Source organism: Methylocystis borbori, from assembly GCF_036576025.1.
Taxonomy (GTDB): Bacteria; Pseudomonadota; Alphaproteobacteria; order Rhizobiales; family Beijerinckiaceae; genus Methylocystis; species Methylocystis borbori.
The window spans coordinates 1-16462 of the sequence record NZ_JAZHYN010000007.1; the positions used below are offsets into that span (position 1 = coordinate 1).

Annotated in this window: 22 protein-coding genes; 1 reads left to right on the forward strand and 21 read right to left on the reverse strand. The window is 65.9% G+C overall.

Annotation, left to right across the window (positions count from 1 at the left end; translation table 11 throughout):
* The 20 genes from trbL to V3H18_RS03750 form a co-directional block, all read right to left on the reverse strand.
* On the reverse strand, positions 1–892 hold an 892-nt coding region (trbL, locus tag V3H18_RS03655; protein ID WP_332080542.1), incomplete at its 3' end, for a P-type conjugative transfer protein TrbL.
* Positions 893–895: 3 nt separating this feature from the next.
* On the reverse strand, positions 896–1186 hold the full coding sequence (gene trbK-alt / locus V3H18_RS03660) for a putative entry exclusion protein TrbK-alt (protein WP_332080543.1): 291 nt from the start codon (positions 1184–1186) through the stop codon (positions 896–898).
* Between the two features lie 22 nt (positions 1187–1208).
* Positions 1209–1970: a P-type conjugative transfer protein TrbJ gene (gene trbJ / locus V3H18_RS03665; protein WP_332080544.1), complete on the reverse strand. Its 762-nt coding sequence runs from the start codon at positions 1968–1970 to the stop codon at positions 1209–1211.
* On the reverse strand, positions 1967–4405 hold the full coding sequence (gene trbE / locus V3H18_RS03670; RefSeq protein ID WP_332080545.1) for a conjugal transfer protein TrbE: 2439 nt from the start codon (positions 4403–4405) through the stop codon (positions 1967–1969). The genes trbJ and trbE overlap by 4 nt, the downstream gene beginning before the upstream one ends.
* Before the next feature lie 7 nt (positions 4406–4412).
* Entirely contained in the window at positions 4413–4694 is a 282-nt protein-coding gene (locus V3H18_RS03675) for a VirB3 family type IV secretion system protein (RefSeq protein WP_046193814.1), read from the reverse strand.
* Positions 4694–5026, reverse strand: a complete 333-nt coding sequence (locus V3H18_RS03680) for a TrbC/VirB2 family protein (RefSeq protein WP_332080546.1) — start codon at positions 5024–5026, stop codon at positions 4694–4696. Before V3H18_RS03680 ends, V3H18_RS03675 begins: the two co-directional genes overlap by 1 nt.
* Positions 5023–6006, reverse strand: a complete 984-nt coding sequence (gene trbB / locus V3H18_RS03685) for a P-type conjugative transfer ATPase TrbB (protein WP_332080547.1) — start codon at positions 6004–6006, stop codon at positions 5023–5025. Before trbB ends, V3H18_RS03680 begins: the two co-directional genes overlap by 4 nt.
* Positions 6007–6173: 167 nt before the next feature.
* Positions 6174–6605, reverse strand: a complete 432-nt coding sequence (locus tag V3H18_RS03690; RefSeq protein ID WP_332080548.1) for a ribbon-helix-helix protein, CopG family — start codon at positions 6603–6605, stop codon at positions 6174–6176.
* An 11-nt stretch (positions 6606–6616) separates the two neighbouring features.
* Positions 6617–8602 carry a conjugal transfer protein TraG gene (locus tag V3H18_RS03695; protein WP_332080549.1) on the reverse strand — a complete coding sequence of 662 codons (1986 nt, stop codon included), beginning with the start codon at positions 8600–8602 and terminating at the stop codon, positions 6617–6619.
* 30 nt (positions 8603–8632) lie between these two features.
* Positions 8633–10372 carry a relaxase/mobilization nuclease domain-containing protein gene (locus tag V3H18_RS03700; RefSeq protein WP_332080550.1) on the reverse strand — a complete coding sequence of 580 codons (1740 nt, stop codon included), beginning with the start codon at positions 10370–10372 and terminating at the stop codon, positions 8633–8635.
* A 244-nt stretch (positions 10373–10616) separates the two neighbouring features.
* Positions 10617–11378, reverse strand: a complete 762-nt coding sequence (locus V3H18_RS03705) for a lytic transglycosylase domain-containing protein (protein ID WP_332080551.1) — start codon at positions 11376–11378, stop codon at positions 10617–10619.
* 3 nt (positions 11379–11381) lie between these two features.
* Positions 11382–11717 (reverse strand): DUF736 domain-containing protein, encoded by a 336-nt coding sequence (locus V3H18_RS03710; protein ID WP_332080552.1) that lies wholly within the window; start codon positions 11715–11717, stop codon positions 11382–11384.
* A 45-nt stretch (positions 11718–11762) separates the two neighbouring features.
* A complete protein-coding gene (locus V3H18_RS03715; RefSeq protein ID WP_332080553.1) occupies positions 11763–12308 on the reverse strand; it encodes a S26 family signal peptidase in 546 nt (181 codons plus the stop codon).
* Positions 12305–12811 (reverse strand): DUF2840 domain-containing protein, encoded by a 507-nt coding sequence (locus tag V3H18_RS03720; protein WP_332080554.1) that lies wholly within the window; start codon positions 12809–12811, stop codon positions 12305–12307. The genes V3H18_RS03715 and V3H18_RS03720 overlap by 4 nt, the downstream gene beginning before the upstream one ends.
* Complete coding sequence (locus V3H18_RS03725) at positions 12808–13062, reverse strand: hypothetical protein (protein WP_332080555.1); 255 nt, start codon at positions 13060–13062, stop codon at positions 12808–12810. Before V3H18_RS03725 ends, V3H18_RS03720 begins: the two co-directional genes overlap by 4 nt.
* Positions 13059–13697, reverse strand: coding sequence for a ParA family partition ATPase (gene parA, locus V3H18_RS03730; RefSeq protein ID WP_332080556.1), 639 nt, complete (start codon positions 13695–13697; stop codon positions 13059–13061). Before parA ends, V3H18_RS03725 begins: the two co-directional genes overlap by 4 nt.
* Positions 13694–13984, reverse strand: coding sequence for a helix-turn-helix transcriptional regulator (locus V3H18_RS03735; RefSeq protein WP_332080558.1), 291 nt, complete (start codon positions 13982–13984; stop codon positions 13694–13696). The genes parA and V3H18_RS03735 overlap by 4 nt, the downstream gene beginning before the upstream one ends.
* 154 nt (positions 13985–14138) lie before the next feature.
* Positions 14139–14741 (reverse strand): DUF2285 domain-containing protein, encoded by a 603-nt coding sequence (locus V3H18_RS03740; RefSeq protein WP_332080559.1) that lies wholly within the window; start codon positions 14739–14741, stop codon positions 14139–14141.
* Positions 14677–14886: a transcriptional regulator domain-containing protein gene (locus V3H18_RS03745; protein ID WP_332080560.1), complete on the reverse strand. Its 210-nt coding sequence runs from the start codon at positions 14884–14886 to the stop codon at positions 14677–14679. The genes V3H18_RS03740 and V3H18_RS03745 overlap by 65 nt, the downstream gene beginning before the upstream one ends.
* Positions 14887–15011: 125 nt before the next feature.
* Positions 15012–15275, reverse strand: a complete 264-nt coding sequence (locus V3H18_RS03750; RefSeq protein ID WP_332080562.1) for a DNA -binding domain-containing protein — start codon at positions 15273–15275, stop codon at positions 15012–15014.
* A gap of 187 nt (positions 15276–15462) precedes the next feature.
* Here V3H18_RS03750 and V3H18_RS03755 point away from each other — a divergent pair, with 187 nt between their 5' ends.
* Entirely contained in the window at positions 15463–15690 is a 228-nt protein-coding gene (locus V3H18_RS03755) for a helix-turn-helix domain-containing protein (RefSeq protein WP_109922169.1), read from the forward strand.
* 144 nt (positions 15691–15834) lie between these two features.
* Here the strand turns inward: V3H18_RS03755 and V3H18_RS03760 are convergent, their stop codons facing one another.
* Entirely contained in the window at positions 15835–16161 is a 327-nt protein-coding gene (locus V3H18_RS03760) for a DUF736 domain-containing protein (protein WP_142823678.1), read from the reverse strand.
* Between the last annotated feature and the right edge of the window lie 301 nt (positions 16162–16462).

Below are 16462 nucleotides of genomic sequence, written 5' to 3' on the forward strand. Positions count from 1 at the left end.
CGCGCAGGGCCATTCCACCAGCCGCGCCGGCCGCGATCAGAGCCCCGCCCGCGGCGAGCCCGGTTCCGACCGCCGCGCCGGCGCCGAGCTGCGGACCGCCGGAGACGAGGCCGTTGGCGATGCCGGGGCCGAAGATCCCGAGTCCGAGCAGCGAGAGCGCGGCGAGCACGATCGCCATCGCCTGATCGATCGTCGGCGCCTGAGTGCCGAAGCCGGCGGTGAACTGGGAGAACAACGTCGAGCCGATGCCGATGATGACGGCAAGGACCAGCACCTTGATGCCGCTGGAGATGACGTTGCCGAGCACGCGTTCGGCCATGAACGCGGACTTGCCGAACAGGCCAAAGGGGATGAGCACGAAGCCGGCGAGCGTCGTCAGCTTGAACTCGATCAAGGTGACGAAGAGCTGGACGGCGAGAATAAAGAAGGCGAGCAGCACCAGGGCCCAGGCGAACAGCAAGCAGGCGATCTGGATGAAGTTCTCGAAGAAGGCGATCCAGCCCATCAGGTTGGAGATGGAATCGAGCAGCGGCCGGCCGGCGTCGAGGCCAGTCTGCGCAACGCGGCCGGGGCGCATGAGATCGTCGACGGTGAACCCGGTTCCTGACGCCTTCAGGCCCAGTCCCGCGAAGCTCTCGAAGACGATGCGTGCGAGGTTGTTCCAGTTACCGATGATGTAGGCGAAGACGCCGACGAACAGGGTCTTCTTGACCAGGCGCGCCATGATGTCGTCATCGGCGCCCCAGCTCCAGAACAGCGCGGCCAACGTCACGTCGATGACGATCAGCGTGGTGGCGATGAACGCGACTTCGCCGCCGAGCAGGCCGAAGCCGCTATCGATGTAGCGGGTGAAGACCTCGAGGAATTGGTCGATGACGCCTGTGCCACCCATGGATCACCGCCCGTCGTTCGGCTGAGGCGGCGCCGGGACAGGCGCAACACCAAGGAAGTGGTCGCGGGTTTCGGCCCAAGTGCGCAGGCATTCGGTATCGCGCGCGGCGGCCTCGCCCAGCAGTTGGCAGCGCCGCTGCGCCTGGCGCAGCGGATCGGCCGGCGTGTCTTCGCTTGGCTGCAATGCCTGGACGGGCGGCTCTTCCTCTTTCCGGGTCATCTCGATCGCCGTCGCGGTGATGGCGACAGCGACGAAGACGATGGCGCCGAGGCGCGCGAAGAGCTTGCCGTCCATGACACGATCCTCGTGAGGGGCCTTAGTTGCCATTCGGGAACATGCGGGCGTTGCCGGGCTGATAGCCGCTGCCGGGGGTCAGGAAGCGCCGGCGCTGCTCGCGCCCCTGCTCAGCCGCCGCAGCACGCTCCGCTTCGGTTAGCGCTTGAGCCCGTCCGTTCGCGGCGACGACGGCGGTGAGATCGGCGAGCTGCTGGGCCTGAAGCGCGAGGAGCTGATTGCCGGCCTGCGCCGCCTGCAAGGCGCCGGTCGCGCCCTGGCTTTGGCCGATGAGCGCCGACATCTCGGCGCGGTTGGTGTCGATGTTGCCGACGACACCGGCCTGCACCCGCATGGCGTCCTGCAGGCCGCCGACGGTGTTCTGCCAACGCTCGCGCGCTTGCGCTACGAGTTGCTGGTCGGACGCGGACATCGACGCATTGCCGTAGGTGGAGGTGAAGGCCTGGTCGATCTGCTGGACGTCGTAGGCGATGCGCTGCGCCTGGCCGAGGAGTTGCTGCGTCCGTTGCACGGACTGCTGCAACCGTTGAAGCGAAGAGTAAGGCAGGCTCGCGAGGTTTCGCGCCTGGTTGATCAGCATCGTTGCTTCATTCTGAAGCGAGGTGATCTGGTTGTTGATCTGCTCCAGGGCACGAGCGGCGGAGAGAACATTCTGCACGTAGTTCGTCGGGTCGTAGACGATCCATTGCGCGGACGCGGGCTGGACCATCAGGGGCGACATCGCCACGGGGACGGAAAGGATCGACGCGGCAAGAAGCGCCGCGCGTGAGCGACGGAAGATCATGGCTGGGTCTCCAGGTTATTGAGGTTGGGGATGAGTTCGGCGGCCCAGGCGACGCCGCGCAGACGCAGCCAGGCCGGCAGGAAACCTTCGCGGCCGTGCTCTGCGATGACGCGCTCGATCGCGGCCTGATCGGCTTTTGAGGAGGCGGCGCAGAGCGCCAACGCCACGTCGGACAGACCGAGTTCGAAGAGTCGGTTGCCCCGGCGGGATTGGCAGTAGTAGTCGCGCTTCGGCATCGCGCGGGCGAGGATCTCGATCTGGCGATCGTTGAGCCCGAAGCGGCGGTAGATCGCGGTGATCTGCGGTTCGATCGCGCGCTCGTTCGGTAACAGCAGCCGCGTCTGGCAGCTCTCGACAATGGCCGGCGCAATAGCGGAACTGTCGATGTCGGAGAGCGATTGGGTGGCGAAGACGACGGACGCGTTCTTCTTGCGGAGCGTCTTCAGCCACTCGCGGAGCTGGCCGGCGAAATCATCGTCATCGAGCGCCAGCCAGCCTTCGTCGACGATGAGCAGCGTTGGGCTGCCGTCGAGGCGGTCCTCGATGCGGTGGAAGAGATAGGCGAGCACGGCCGGTGCGGCGGCGGTGCCGATCAGGCCCTCGGTCTCGAACGCCTGCACAACGGCTTCGCCAAGATGCTCGCTCTCAGCGTCGAGCAGCCGGCCATAGGCGCCCCCGACGCAATAGGGCCGCAGCGCCTGTTTGAGATCGTTCGATTGAAGGAGGACGGCGAGTCCGGTCAGGGTGCGCTCGCCGACGGGCGCGCTCGCCAGCGAGGTCAGCGCCGTCCAGATGTATTCCTTCACCTCCGGCGCGATCGTCACGCCCTCGCGCTGCAGGATCGCGACGATCCAATCCGCGGCCCACGCGCGTTCCGGCACGTGGTGGATGCCGGCGAGCGGCTGCAGCGAGACGCTGTCGGCGGCGCCTTCTGTCAGGCCGCCGCCGAGATCGTGCCAGTCACCCCCCATCGCGAGCGCCGCGGCTCGGATGCTTCCGCCGAAGTCGAAGGCGAAGACCTGTGAGTTGGGGTAGCGCCGAAACTGGAACGCCATCAGCGCCAGGAGCACGGATTTGCCGGCGCCGGTCGGCCCGACGACAAGCGTGTGACCGACATCGCCGACATGAAGGGAAAACCGGAACGGGGTCGAGCCTTCGGTCCTGCCGTAAAGCAAGGGGGGTTGCCCGAAATGCTCGTCCCGTTCCGGCCCCGCCCACACCGCCGACAACGGAATCATATGGGCGAGATTGAGCGTCGAGATCGGCGGTTGCCGGACGTTCGCGTAGACATGGCCCGGCAGTGACCCAAGCCAGGCGTCGACGGCGTTGATCGTCTCAGCCATCGCGGTGAAGTCACGGCCCTGAACGATCTTCTCCACCAGGCGCAGCTTCTCGGCGGCGATGCGTGGATCGGCGTCCCAGACGGCGACCGTCGCGGTGACATAGGCCTGACCGGCATAGTCGGCGCCGAGCTCCTGCAGCGCGAGGTCGGCATCGGCGGCCTTGTTCGCCGCGTCGGTGTCGACGAGCACCGAAGCCTCGTTGGTCATCACCTCCTTGAGGATCGCCATGATGCTCTTGCGCTTGGCGAACCACTGCCGCCGGATCTTGGTGAGCAGCTTGGTGGCGTCGGTCTTGTCGAGAAGGACGGCGCGCGTCGACCAGCGATACGGAAAGGCCAGCCGGTTGAGGTCGTCGAGCAGCCCAGGGGTAGTCGCGGTCGGGAATCCGACGATCGTCAGGATGCGCAAGTGCGCGTCGCCGAGGCGCGGCTCCAGCCCGCCGGTGAGCGGCTGATCGGCCAGCAGCGCATCGAGATACATCGGCGTCTCGGGCACGCGCACGCGGTGGCGCTTGGTAGAGACAGTCGAATGCAGATAGGTCAGCGTCTCGCCGTCATCGAGCCATGCGCATTCCGGCATGAAGTTCTCGATGAGCTGAAGCACGCGATCGGTGCGATCTGCGAAGCCGCGCAATGCCTCATGCGGGTCGATGCCGTTCTCGGCCTTGCCTTCATAGAGCCAGCTCTCGGCGCGGGCGGCGTCTTCGGCCGGCGGCAGGTATACGAAGGTCAGGAAGTAGCTGGACTCGAAGTGCGAGGCGTCTTCCTCGAAATCGGCCTTGCGCTCGGCGTCGACCAGAGCCGACGCGGCCTCGGGAAAGCGGCTCGCCGGATAGGCGCCGGCGCCATGGCGCTGGGCCTCGACGAAAATCGCCCATCCCGAGCCGAGCCGGCGGAAAGCGTTGTTGAGCCGGCCAGCCACGGCGACGAGTTCGGCCGGCACCGCGGAGTCGAGGTCGGGACCGCGAAACCGAGCGGTGCGCTGGAAGCTGCCGTCCTTGTTGAGAACGATGCCCTCGCCCGCGAGCGCGGCCCAGGGCAGGAAGTCCGCGAGACGGGTTGAGGTCCGGCGATATTCGGCGAGGTTCATCATTGGGATATCACGCGCTCAGGTGGCCGGGGATGCGCAGGTGACGGCGCACCACATCGACGAATTGCGGATCGCGTTTGGCCGCCCACACAGCCGCGAAATGCCCGATCGCCCAGAGTCCGAGACCGACCAGCCAGAGGCGGAGGCCGAGGCCGAGCGCCGCCGCTAGCGTGCCGTTGAGAATCGCGATGGAGCGCGGCGCGCCGCCGAGCAGGATGTGCTCGGTGAGTGCCCGATGGACCGGGACAGCGTAGCCCGGCACGTCGCCCGTGCTGTCGATCAAGCTCGCCATCAAACGAGCGCTCCGCCGCCGAAAGAAAAGAACGACAGGAAGAAGCTCGACGCGGCGAAGGCGATCGACAGGCCGAAGACGATCTGGATCAGCTTCCGCGCGCCGCCTGATGTGTCGCCGAAGGCAAGTGTCAGACCTGTGATGATGATGATCATCACGGCGATGATCTTGGCCACAGGTCCCTCGATGGATTCGAGAATGGACTGCAGCGGCGCTTCCCACGGCATCGAAGAGCCGGAGGCATGGGCTGCTGGGGCCAGCATCATGCTGACGACGGCGACGGACGCGGCGGTCACGATTTGACGGCGAATACGTAAGGCATAGAGGATCATGCGGAATCTCCTGAAGCAGGTTGGGTTGCGGGGATGACGCGGTAGTCGCCGTCAGACTGGAGGCCCTTGACGCGGGCGAGTTCGGCGAGGCGACGGGTCGAGCCGCGGCCGCTGAGCACGGCGACGAGATCGATGGTCTCGGCGATCAGCGCGCGCGGGACGGTGATGACGGCTTCCTGAATGAGCTGCTCGAGGCGGCGCAGCGCGCCGAGCGCGGTGCCGGCGTGGATCGTGCCGATGCCGCCCGGGTGGCCCGTCCCCCAGGCCTTGAGCAAATCCAGCGCCTCGGCGCCGCGCACCTCTCCGATCGGAATGCGATCGGGGCGCAACCGAAGCGAGGAGCGGACGAGATCGGAGAGCGATGCGACGCCATCCTTCGTCCGCATGGCGACCAGGTTGGGCGCGGCGCATTGCAGCTCGCGCGTGTCCTCGATCAGCACGACGCGGTCGCAGGTCTTTGACACTTCGGCGAGCAAGGCGTTGGTGAGCGTGGTTTTGCCGGTGGAGGTGCCCCCGGCGACGAGGATGTTGCGCCGGTCCGCGACGGCTTGGCGGAGCACCTCCGCCTGTTCGACCGACATGATCTCGGCGGCGACGTAGTCAGCGAGTGTGAAGACGGCGACGGCAGGCTTGCGGATTGCGAACGCCGGGGCCGCCACGACCGGAGGCAGCAAGCCCTCGAACCGCTCCCCCGTCTCGGGAAGCTCCGCCGACACACGCGGTGAACCGGAATGAACTTCTGCGCCGACATGATGCGCCACGAGGCGGACGATGCGCTCGCCGTCCGCGGGCGACAGGCGCGCTCCGGTATCGGAAAGTCCCTCGGACAGCCGGTCGATCCAGAGCCGCCCGTCGGGATTGAGCATCACCTCGACGATCGATGGGTCTTCCAGGAATCCGGCGATGGCGGGGCCGAGGGCCGTGCGCAACATGCGCGCGCCTCGAAGGATCGCCTCTGATTGCTGGTGAGAAACCGCCATGTCGTCCCCGTTCTGCGCGGGACCGCAAACACGCGGCCCTGGATCGGGGATCAGTAGAAGAGGCAGAAATCAGGTCATGACAACAAGCAGGATGGGGTCGTAGTGCTCTGGCGTACAAAGACAGGGCGACGGCGGAACTGACAAACTCTTGCGATGCGGAGCGACGATTATTCCGCGCCCGGGACACCTGCGATGTCTTCGGAAATCTCCTCACGCACTTTCGGTCCCTTCGCGAGTCGCCGCCCGAGTGCTGCGACGAAGGCGTCGTACCGCTCGCCCGCCTGTGCGCGTGCGGCTGCCTGGGCTGGCTCCGGTAACGGCGGATTGGTGGTGAGCCAGTGGCGGACGAAAACCGCCAGCATTTCCACGGAAATGCCGAGGTCGCGTTCCATGCGCGTCATGCGCCGGTCAAGCTGGTCCAATCGCTTGGTGGTCGCGGCTTCCTGGCGCTCGGCGGCGTCGGGCGACAGGAAGGATGCGATCGCCGCTTCCGCGACCAGGGATCGCGATTGATCGCGACGCGCAGCATAAACGGCGAGCGCCTTCATGATGTCCGGATCGAGATAGACCGAGAGGCGCTGCTTCTTCGGAATCTTCATGACCGCCTCGCTCAGAGGTCCATCCCGTCATTGGGATCGAGCGAGACCTGCCGCGCGACGCCCTGCATGACCTGGTTCAGCCGACCTGCGCGCGCAGCGTCGTCATCGGCGTCGTCGGGACCATCGAGGTCGAACTCGTTGTCGATCGGCGCCTTCCTCTCGACAGGCTTCACCGCAGTCAGCTCCGGTTGCTGACGCCGTTCGGAGCCAGTCGAGTCCTCGTCGCCGGTACCATCCTGCTGCGCGGCTGCATCGGGTTGCGGCCGCGATGGCAACGGCAGGGCGCTCCAATCGTCCGGCTTCCCCGCGGCTGGCTTCGCAAGCGCCAGCGGCGGAAGGACGCGCTCCTGAAAGCGGCGATCCTCGAAGTAGCGCGCCTTCTTCGCGCGGATCGGCGGCGTGCCGGCGACCATGACAATCTCGTCGGCGGGCGGAAGCTGCATCACCTCGCCCGGCGTCAACAGCGGACGCGCGGTCTCCGATCGCGACACCATCAAATGGCCGAGCCACGGGCTGAGCCGGTGTCCGGCATAGTTGCGCATCGCGCGCATCTCGGTCGCAGTCCCCAGCGCGTCGGACACCCGCTTGGCTGTCCGTTCGTCGTTGGTGGCGAAGCTGACTCGGACATGGCAGTTGTCGAGGATCGAATTGTTCGGCCCATACGCCTTCTCGATCTGATTGAGCGACTGCGCGATCAGGAAGCTCTTCAGCCCATAGCCTGCCATGAACGCCAAGGCGCTCTCGAAGAAGTCGAGGCGCCCGAGCGCGGGAAACTCATCGAGCATGAGCAGCAGCCTATGCTGCCTGCCTTTAGCGTTGAGATCTTCTGTCAATCGGCGTCCGATCTGATTGAGGATCAGACGGATCAGCGGCTTGGTGCGCGCGATGTCGGACGGGGGGACAACCAGATAGAGGGTCGAGGGTCGCGTTCCGCCGGCAATGTCGGTGATGCGCCAATCACAGCGGCGCGTCACTTCGGCGACCACCGGATCGCGATAGAGCCCGAGAAACGACATCGCGGTCGACAAGACGCCCGAGCGCTCATTGTCGGATTTGTTCAGCAGCTCGCGCGCGGCCGAGGCGATCACGGGATGCGGGCCCGCCTCGCCAAGATGTGCGGTCTTCATCATGGCCGCGAGCGTCGACTCGATCGGCCGCTTCGGATCGGACAAGAATGCGGCGACACCTGCTAGCGTCTTGTCTGCCTCCGCGTAGAGGACGTGGAGGATGGCGCCGACCAGCAGCGCGTGGCTGGTCTTTTCCCAATGGTTCCGCCTTTCCAGGCTCCCTTCCGGATCAACGAGGATGTCGGCGATGTTCTGAACGTCTCGCACTTCCCATTCGCCACGGCGGACCTCGAGAAGCGGGTTATAGGCGGATGAGCTGGCATTGGTCGGGTCGAACAGCAGCACCCGGCCATGTCGCGCCCGAAAGCCGGCGGTGAGCTGCCAGTTTTCACCCTTGATGTCGTGGACGATCGCGGAGCCGGGCCAGGTCAGCAGCGACGGCACCACCAGGCCAACGCCCTTGCCGGATCGCGTCGGTGCGAAACACAGTACATGCTCCGGTCCATTGTGCCGAAGATAGGCACCGTCGAATTTGCCGAGCACCACACCGTCGGGTCCAAGGAGACCGGCGGCTCGCACCTCATCGGCGCGCGCCCACCGCGCCGAGCCATAAGTCTCGACATTCTTGGCCTCGCGCGCGCGCCAGACCGACATGCCGACGGCGACCGCGATGGCGATAAAGCCGCCGGAGGCCGCGATATAGGCGCCCTTGACGAAAACGTGCGGTGCATAGGCATCGTAGAAGTACCACCACCAGAAGAAGGCCGGCGGATGGTAGATCGGCCAGCCGAAGAGTTCGAACCATGGCCGGCCGAGCTGCGGCTGGAAGCCGAGCTGCCATGCCGTCCACTGCGTCGCGGCCCAGGTGGTCGCGAGCACAATCAGGGAGACGACAAGGATTTGGCCCCAGAGGATTTTGGTGGCCGACATAGCGGAGTCCTTTCTTGATGAGGCCGCGGTTCACAGGCCAAGCCCCCGCTTGCGGCCGAAGCTCCAATCGATGCCGCCGTCGCCTCGGGCGAGGCCGGAGACATGACGGCCGAGCTGCTTTTCGAGCGAGGGAGACCAGGGCACGAGCTGGAAGCCAAGGCCGTCGTCGATGATCGCGAAGCGGCCGGAGGCGAGCGCGATGCGCCGCTGGTAGGCGCCAGCGACATACTCACCAGTCCCAGACTTATTGAATGGGCGGCCGATCTCAGTGGCGAGCTTGGCACCGACGGCGTCTAATTCGCGCCGGCGCAGCGTCTCGATCAGGTTGCGGCTGAAGCTGACGCCACGGTTCTGGCGTTCGGCCAGACCTTGCCCAATCAGGTGTTGGGCGCGCCGGTCCAGGGCTTCGCGCACTTCTGCGCCGAAGCCCCCGCCACCGAGCGCAACTGATTCGCGGGCGATCGCCTGCCGATCAAGCCAGGTGGCGCCTGTCGCGGTGATCTGCTGCTCGATGGTGAGATCTGACCGGACGGCCAGCGCGACGCGGCGCTGCCCCTTCGCGTCGTCGAACCTGCGGAGCTCGACGATCGAGCCGGACGCGCTGTCGCCGGCGGCGTCGAGGTCGGGCAGCTTGATGTGATGGGTGCGGCCGTCCGTTCCGTCGACCACGGCATAGGCCGTGCCCTTTAGCTCATCGTCGAGACCGCGCGCGACCAGCCGGCCGACCACAGGATCGTCCAGGCTTTCCCCGGCGAGCACGTAATTGGACGCGCCACGCTCGATGCCGTGTTCGGTTAGGCCGCGATGGATGCGCTTGATGATGTCGCCGCGTTCACCGAGCTGGCGCAGCGTCGTTTCGGCTTTCTCCGAGATCGCCCACTGGCCGGGACCGATCTGATCGGCAAGGCCGAGGGACTCGAGCTTGCGCAGGCGTCCGACCTTGAGCGCATGAAAATCGTCGGGCTGGCGGTCGCGCCGAGGGGCGAGGTCGACGACGCCCGTGCGATAGCTGTCGCGTGCGAGTTGCCGATCAAGATTGGTCCAGCGCTCCGTGTCGATCTGGCGCTCAAGCGTGCGGCGGATTTCATGATCGGTGCGCGGTCCGAGTTCTTGGGTGATCAGGTCTCGCGCCCGATCCCGCATCCCTTCCTTAATGTAGTCGCGGGAGATGACGAGGTTCTCGCCATCGTCGCACATGCCGCGGACGATCAGGTGGACATGGGGATGCTCGGTGTTCCAATGGTCGACTGCGACCCAATCGAGCTTGGTGCCGAGATCTTTCTCCATTTGCCCGACGAGATCATGCGTAAAGGTCTTGAGGTCCGCCATCTCCGCGGCGTCGTCGGGCGATACGATGAACCGGAAATGATGCCGGTCATTCTCGCACCGCTCCGCGAACGCCTTCGGGTCGGCGTCATCGGCGCCGGGCCCGAACAGCCGGGCCTTCTCTCCGTCCTGGGTGACGCCCTCGCGGCGCAGATAGTTCAGGTGGGTTGCGAGCGGCGCGTTGCGTCCGCCGTGGCGGACCACACGCGCCTTGACCACAGCGCCGCGCGAGCGGGACGTGATGAGCCTGTTGGCCTGCACTGATGCGTGCTGACCGCGGCCGAACCGAGAGCGGTGGCCGGGTCCAATCGTGCCCTTGCGCGAGACAGAGCCGCCGGCGCGCTGCGCGGCAGCGAGCGCCTGCGCGATGAACGGTCGGGCGCGTTGCGCACCCGTCGAGCGGATGCGGCCTGGCCTGATGCGGAAATCATCCTCGTTGCTCATGGCTGCGTGGTCGCACATCGCGCCATCGCGCGGATAATCTTGGAGAATTGCGGAAGCCGCGGGCTGCGCTGGTCAGGCGCGCCTCGCGAATTCGCTACGTAAGTCATTGAAAAAGAACAACCGAACCGAGGCGCACATCGCGCCCCTTTATCCTGCCATCGTGCGGTTGTGTTGCCCTGCTTCCCCCTCCACGCGCTCCATGATGCGCTGGAGCCCGCCAGACCGCGATCCGGGCGAAGCGCCGTCATCGCGGGCCTCCACCATCCGAGCGCGGGATGAACAGGCCCGAGGATTGCGGGACGATCGCGGAAGTCTCGCGCGCCGGAGCTGCTACCGGAGTGTCGTCCGGAGGACTTTCCGTCTGTGCTGGATCGACAGCGGTGATGCCGTCAGCGCGCGTGATGAACAAGGGCGCGCGAGTCCAGGCGCGAGGATCAGCCGCGGCGACGGTGATTGCACCGGGCAGGTCACCGCCGCCGAAGGAAGGGACCAGTGCGGCCACATACGCGCGGGTCTCGGCCGGCAACGGGCGGCCCGCGAGATACTCTTCGTAGCGTCCCGGTCCCGCGTTATACGCCGCAAGAAAGCCCGGCGAACCGTAGCGATCATACATCTCGCGCAAGTACGCTGCGCCGGCCAGAATGTTGTCGCGCGGATCGTAGGGATTGCGCCCGAGCCTATGGCGGACGCGCAGCTCCGCCCAGGTATCCGGCATGATCTGCATCAGGCCCATCGCGCCGGCAGAGGAGATCGCACGCACATCGCCGGCGCTTTCCGCGTGCATGACGGCGCGAATCCACGCCGCCGGGATGCGGAAGCGCTGTGCGGCCTCTTCAATGTGGGCGGCGAACGGATGGGTCGGCGCCGTGCGCGTGGCCGGTGCATTCTGAGCGTTCGCCGTGACGTTGAACGGCGCACCGAGGAGCAGGCCGGAAAGGAGAAGGAAGGCTGTCAGTCGGACGGCGTTTGGCCGCCCGACGACAGTATGATGGCGCGGGCCGGACATCGTTTAGTCCCGCTCGCCGCGCTTGGGCGGGCGATTCCAGTGCAGGTTCCAGGCGGATTTGTCCTCGGTCGATTGGAACAGGTTCGCGCGGATCGGCTGGGCCAGGGTTGGATCGTCGATCTGCAAGGAGACGTAGTCGCCGGCCTTTTCGCCGGTGCGTTTCCATCCGGCGCCGATCTCGGGTCCGTCATCGTTGCCGTGGTGAATACGATAGTCCGGCGCATTCTCGGCGTCGGTGTGCTCGGCGGGGACGAGCACGATCTCGGCGTCGAGCGAGAGCGTGCGGATGTGGCCGGCGTAGCCGTTCTTCGTGCGCGTGAATTCGCCGATCTGCGGCATGGGAAGACTCCTTTGCTGTGCGGTGGGGTCGGATAGGCGCTTCGTTCACCGCGTCGCGGCGCGCCATTGGAAGCGGCCGCTGCCATCTTCATCGGTCCACACGGGCGTTGCGCGGCCGATGATCGAGCGGGTGGAAATCGGACCGAAGTAGCGACCGTCGAGGCTGTCCTCGACGGACCAGTTCATGAGGAAGATTTCGCCGTCGGCGATGCGCTGGCAGCCCTGCCAGACGGGCAGATCGCGGCCGAGACGATCGCGCGTCAGCGCTTCGCCCATCGCGACGCCGTCGACGGTGACGTGTGCGCGGGTGCGGCAGACCTGCTGCCCGGAAAGAGCGGCGACGCGTTTCATGAGGGGGACGCCGCGCGGCACGTAACCACGCTCGGCGAGGAACGATGCGAGCGGCTCCGGGGCTTCGACGGCGACGAGGTCCGTCACTTCAAGGCGTGGCGACTGCTCGAGCGAATAGAGTCCGATCGGCGTGCTGGCGGACGCGTTCCAGATCAGCCGGGGCGTGATGTGGATGAAGGACAGGCCACCGATCAGCATCACGGAGAAGTACGTCGTCATGACGTAGCCGAAGCGGGTCATGGCTCGACCCTTCGGCGCAGAAGGATGGCGCGATGCTGCTCGGCCGTGTAGCTGCGCGGCTCTTGGCCGGCAGCGAGACGATTGTGAACGTGTCGCCAATGATGCGGCGAGACCTCGGCGGGATTGATGCCGGCCGACTCGATTGCGTCGATGATCTGGAGGACGCGCTCGACTTTCGGCCAGCTTTCGGCCTTCAGCAGAATGTCGCCGCCTGGCCGCACGAAGGGCAGCGTCTGATAGGATTCGCCCGGCGAGATCGCGCGCACGATGTCGATGCGTGAGATGATCGTCCCGAAGTCGTTGGCCGCCCAACGGACAAAGGCGAAGACGCTATGAGGCGGGAAGCTGAGGACGCGCCGACGGCGGTCGAGAATCTGTTCGTGGACGTCCTGGCCGAACCTGACCCAGTATTCGATCTTCTTCTCAATCCATGTCAGCTCGACGTGAGTCAGACCAACCACGGTCGGTGTCGCAACGAGACGCAAGTCAGGAGCGCCGTTCATGGCGTACCTCCTTCGTTTGGCGGAAATTCGCGGGCGAGCAGTTCGCGCAGCATGTCGGCGACAGTGACGCCACGCTGGAACGCGGTGATCTTGATCTGGCCGCGCATGTCGGGCGTGACGTCGATGGTGAGGCGTGCGGTGAAATTTGCGGCGTCGCCGCCGCGCGCAGGGCGCGGATCGGGGGCCTTCACCCAGCTCTCGGGATCGGCTGGACGTGCAGTGAAGGCACGTTTGTGGGATCGCTCCGTCATGGTGCGATCCTCCCGACCTCAGCGCAGAGTGCGGTGATCTCGCGCGCAGCGGGGCTGCGTTCGTTGATTTCGGAGACCAGGCGGCCGGAGCGCGCCGCGTCGGCGAAAGTAACGCGCTGGCCGATGGTGCTAGTGAGCACCGGTGGATCGTGATCGGCGAGCGTCTCGGCCGTCTCGCGGGCAATGACCGTGCGCGCTCCACACCGATTCAGCACGAAGCGGGCGGCGAGTTGGGGACGATAAATCCGCGCCTCGCCGAGCAGTGAGAGCATCTCTGCGGACGCCCAACCATCGAAAGGCGATGGCTGCACAGGGATCAGCACCAGGTCGGAGGCAAGCAGCGCGGACCGCATCAGGCTGGCGACCCGCGGTGGCCCATCGATCACCACATAGTCGGCACTTCGCGCCAACTCTGGCGCCTCGCTATGAAGCGTATCTCGAGCCAGACCAACGACGCCAAACAGCCGTGCCTGGCCTTCGCGCGCTCGCTGCTGCGACCAGTCGAGCGCCGAGCCTTGGGGGTCAGCGTCGATGAGTACGACGCGCTTCCCCCGTCTAGCCCATTCACCGGCGAGATGCAGCGCGAGCGTCGTCTTGCCGACACCGCCCTTCTGATTGAGGAGCGCGACGATCATGATGCGCCGCCGCGTCGCACGGGCATTCCCCCGGCGGGCGTCGCCTGTCGCTTCGCGGGGTGGACAACACCGTGGCCCGGATCCGACGTCGACTGGCGGGTGCCGCGATCGGCCCAAGCTTGTAGATCGTCGAGGGCATAGACAATGCGGCCACCCAGCTTGCGATAGATGGGTCCCGTGCCGTAGGTGCGGTGCTTCTCCAGCGTGCGACCAGACAGGCCGAGGAAGCGCGCCGCCTCGGGGGTGCGGAGATAGCGTGGCGGGGAGTCGAGTCGCGCTGCTGACATTGGGGCCTCCGGTGCATCGGCTTCCCCGCCGGCGTGCAGTGGCGAAGCGGCGACCACGATGGCGAACCACCGGCGTCACGGTGGATGACGGAGTGAGACCCCTCTGTGCGCGTACCCCCTTGTGACAGTTGTTTGATGGGGACCGCGGCGCAGGTCAGCGGCCTGCCAGCAAGCGAAGATAGCCGCCGCGCACCATCGTCTCGGCATCCTTGACCAAGCGGATCGTCTGCGCGCGGATGGGCGACGTTTTCCATTCGGTGGCGGACTGGCCGGGCGTATCGAACAGGATGCTGGCGATTTCGCGATAAGTGGCGCCGGAGGATCTGCCGTCCAGCGCGCGCACCATGCGCACCAGCCGCAGGCGGTGACGCGGCGTGAGCATGAGCGCGCGCGGTAACGGACCGGCGGCGCGTCCGAACAGACGGCGTTGGAATCGGAGCGCCGCTTCGGCACGGATGTGGAAGCTGGCGTCGAGCGGCAGCAGCACGGCGAGCGGTTGAGTCGGGTTGATGGCGCCGACGACTAAGTGATGTTCACCGTCGGCATCGGCCAGCACCATGGCGTCTTGCGCGTGCAGCGTCGCGTGGGCCAGGTCGAGATGTTCGAAGCGCCGTGCCGTCCGAAACACGGCTGGCGCAGCTTCAAGCAGCAATACGCTGGCGACAAGCTCGGGTCGCCAAAAAATCGCGGTCTCATGAGCAGAGCGGTCGGGATCGATCAGGAAATCGTACCCCCCAATGCGGGGCGGGGCTCCCATCGGGCGATGAAGCGCCGCGTAGGCGGTCGTAGTCGCGGCGATAGTCGGGATTCCGGCGCAGGAACTCCCATGCGAACCCTTGCCGCTCCAGCCGGTTCAGCGCGCGTTCGGTTGTCTGCAATCGCCAATCGGGCGGCTCGGCCATACGCGTCTCCTCGTCCGCGCTCTGAATGACCCCCTGCACGCGAAGCCTTGCCGCCGACGAGGCGCGGCGGAAGTCCCTAAAACTGCGCGGCGTGATGCCCTTACAATCGGGAGGAGTGTCCCTCGTTACGACACGCGGGGACGGAGGAGCTCGCGATAGCCCGTGGTGGTCATCCAACGCGCGCGGGCGAGATGGCTGTCATGGACCATTCGGGCGCGGGCGGGGTCGTGGTCGGGATTGAGCCCGAAGAGAATCTGCACCGCCTCGCGCCAATCAGCACCTTCGGCGGCTGCGTCGAGGAGGCGAATATAGAGAGCAAGATGGCTTTCGTCGTAGCCTGTCAGGCGGTCGCCATCGGGCGGACGATCCTGGAAGGTAATGACAGTCATCGACGCGCTCATCATTCTTTGGTTAACCGATCGTATCCGCATCGCCAACGCAAACCAGACCGATAACTGAAATTTCCCGATGCTTTTCACGCATCACGGCAGTCCGCTGGCGGCATCACGCTCAGCCGCCGTGGCCGTGTATTATAACACGTAGCGATATAATGCACTATTGTCTCCTATCCTGCGGATGGACATTCGCAGAATCTTTGGAGCCAACGTCAGGAGGTATCGCATCGCGGCCGGTCTGAGCCAGGAGGCCGTCGCCGTGAAAATGGGTGTGGACCGCGCCTATGTGAGCGGCATGGAGCGGGGCCAGCAAAATGTCACGCTGTTGACGATGTGGCATTTGGCGGAAGCGTTGGATGTCAGGCCGGTCGATCTGCTCGACGAGACGGTAAAGAAGGGTGAGAAGTGAGTCTCCCCGAGTCGCACTTCTGATCGGCGGAAAGGCGCAAAGCCGATAAACCGCCGAGGCGTAAAGCCGACATTGCACGAAGCCGAAACGGCGGATCTTAAACGACTTGCCCCGCCCGAGGATCGGGCGGGGCGTCGCTGGCGGTTAGTCGGCGCGGCGGCCGTTGGGGCGGGACCAGATGAGGCTGTACCCCTCGCCCTCCTCGTCATCGAAGAGGTTGGCGTAGATCGGGGCGGTGAAGCTCGGATCGTCGAGCTTGAGGCCCAGATAATCGCGGCCCTCGTTGCTGCGCTTGGACCAGGCGGCGCCGATCTCGACGCGGCCGGCGAAGACGCGGTGGCTGGGGGCGTTCTCGCCAGAGCGGTTGGCTTCGGGGACGATGCGGACGTTCTTGGCCTGCACGCTGAGGGTGACGATCTGGCCGGTGAACTCGTTCGTGCCGGACTTCTTGAAGGTGCCGATGGTCGCCATGATAGTTCTCCTTGCACTCTGTTCCGAGCCCGCACCATTGCGGCCTCGATGGCGATCGATGGGCCGGAGGCGATCGACGCGGCACCTGCTCGCAGGCCGAAGCGGAGCGGAGGATGGCAGCCCGGCGCCTTTCTTGTTTCGCGAGGAATGACGGCGCAGCCGGCAGGGGAAGAAAGTCGATCGGCGCCATTGCCGCATAGGCGGTCGAGGCGTAGCCGACCTTCGGCCAGATCAGCCCATTGAAGAGGCCGTTGGAAGCGGTCGACCAGACAGAGACCAAGCAACGAAGAACGTGGCGACT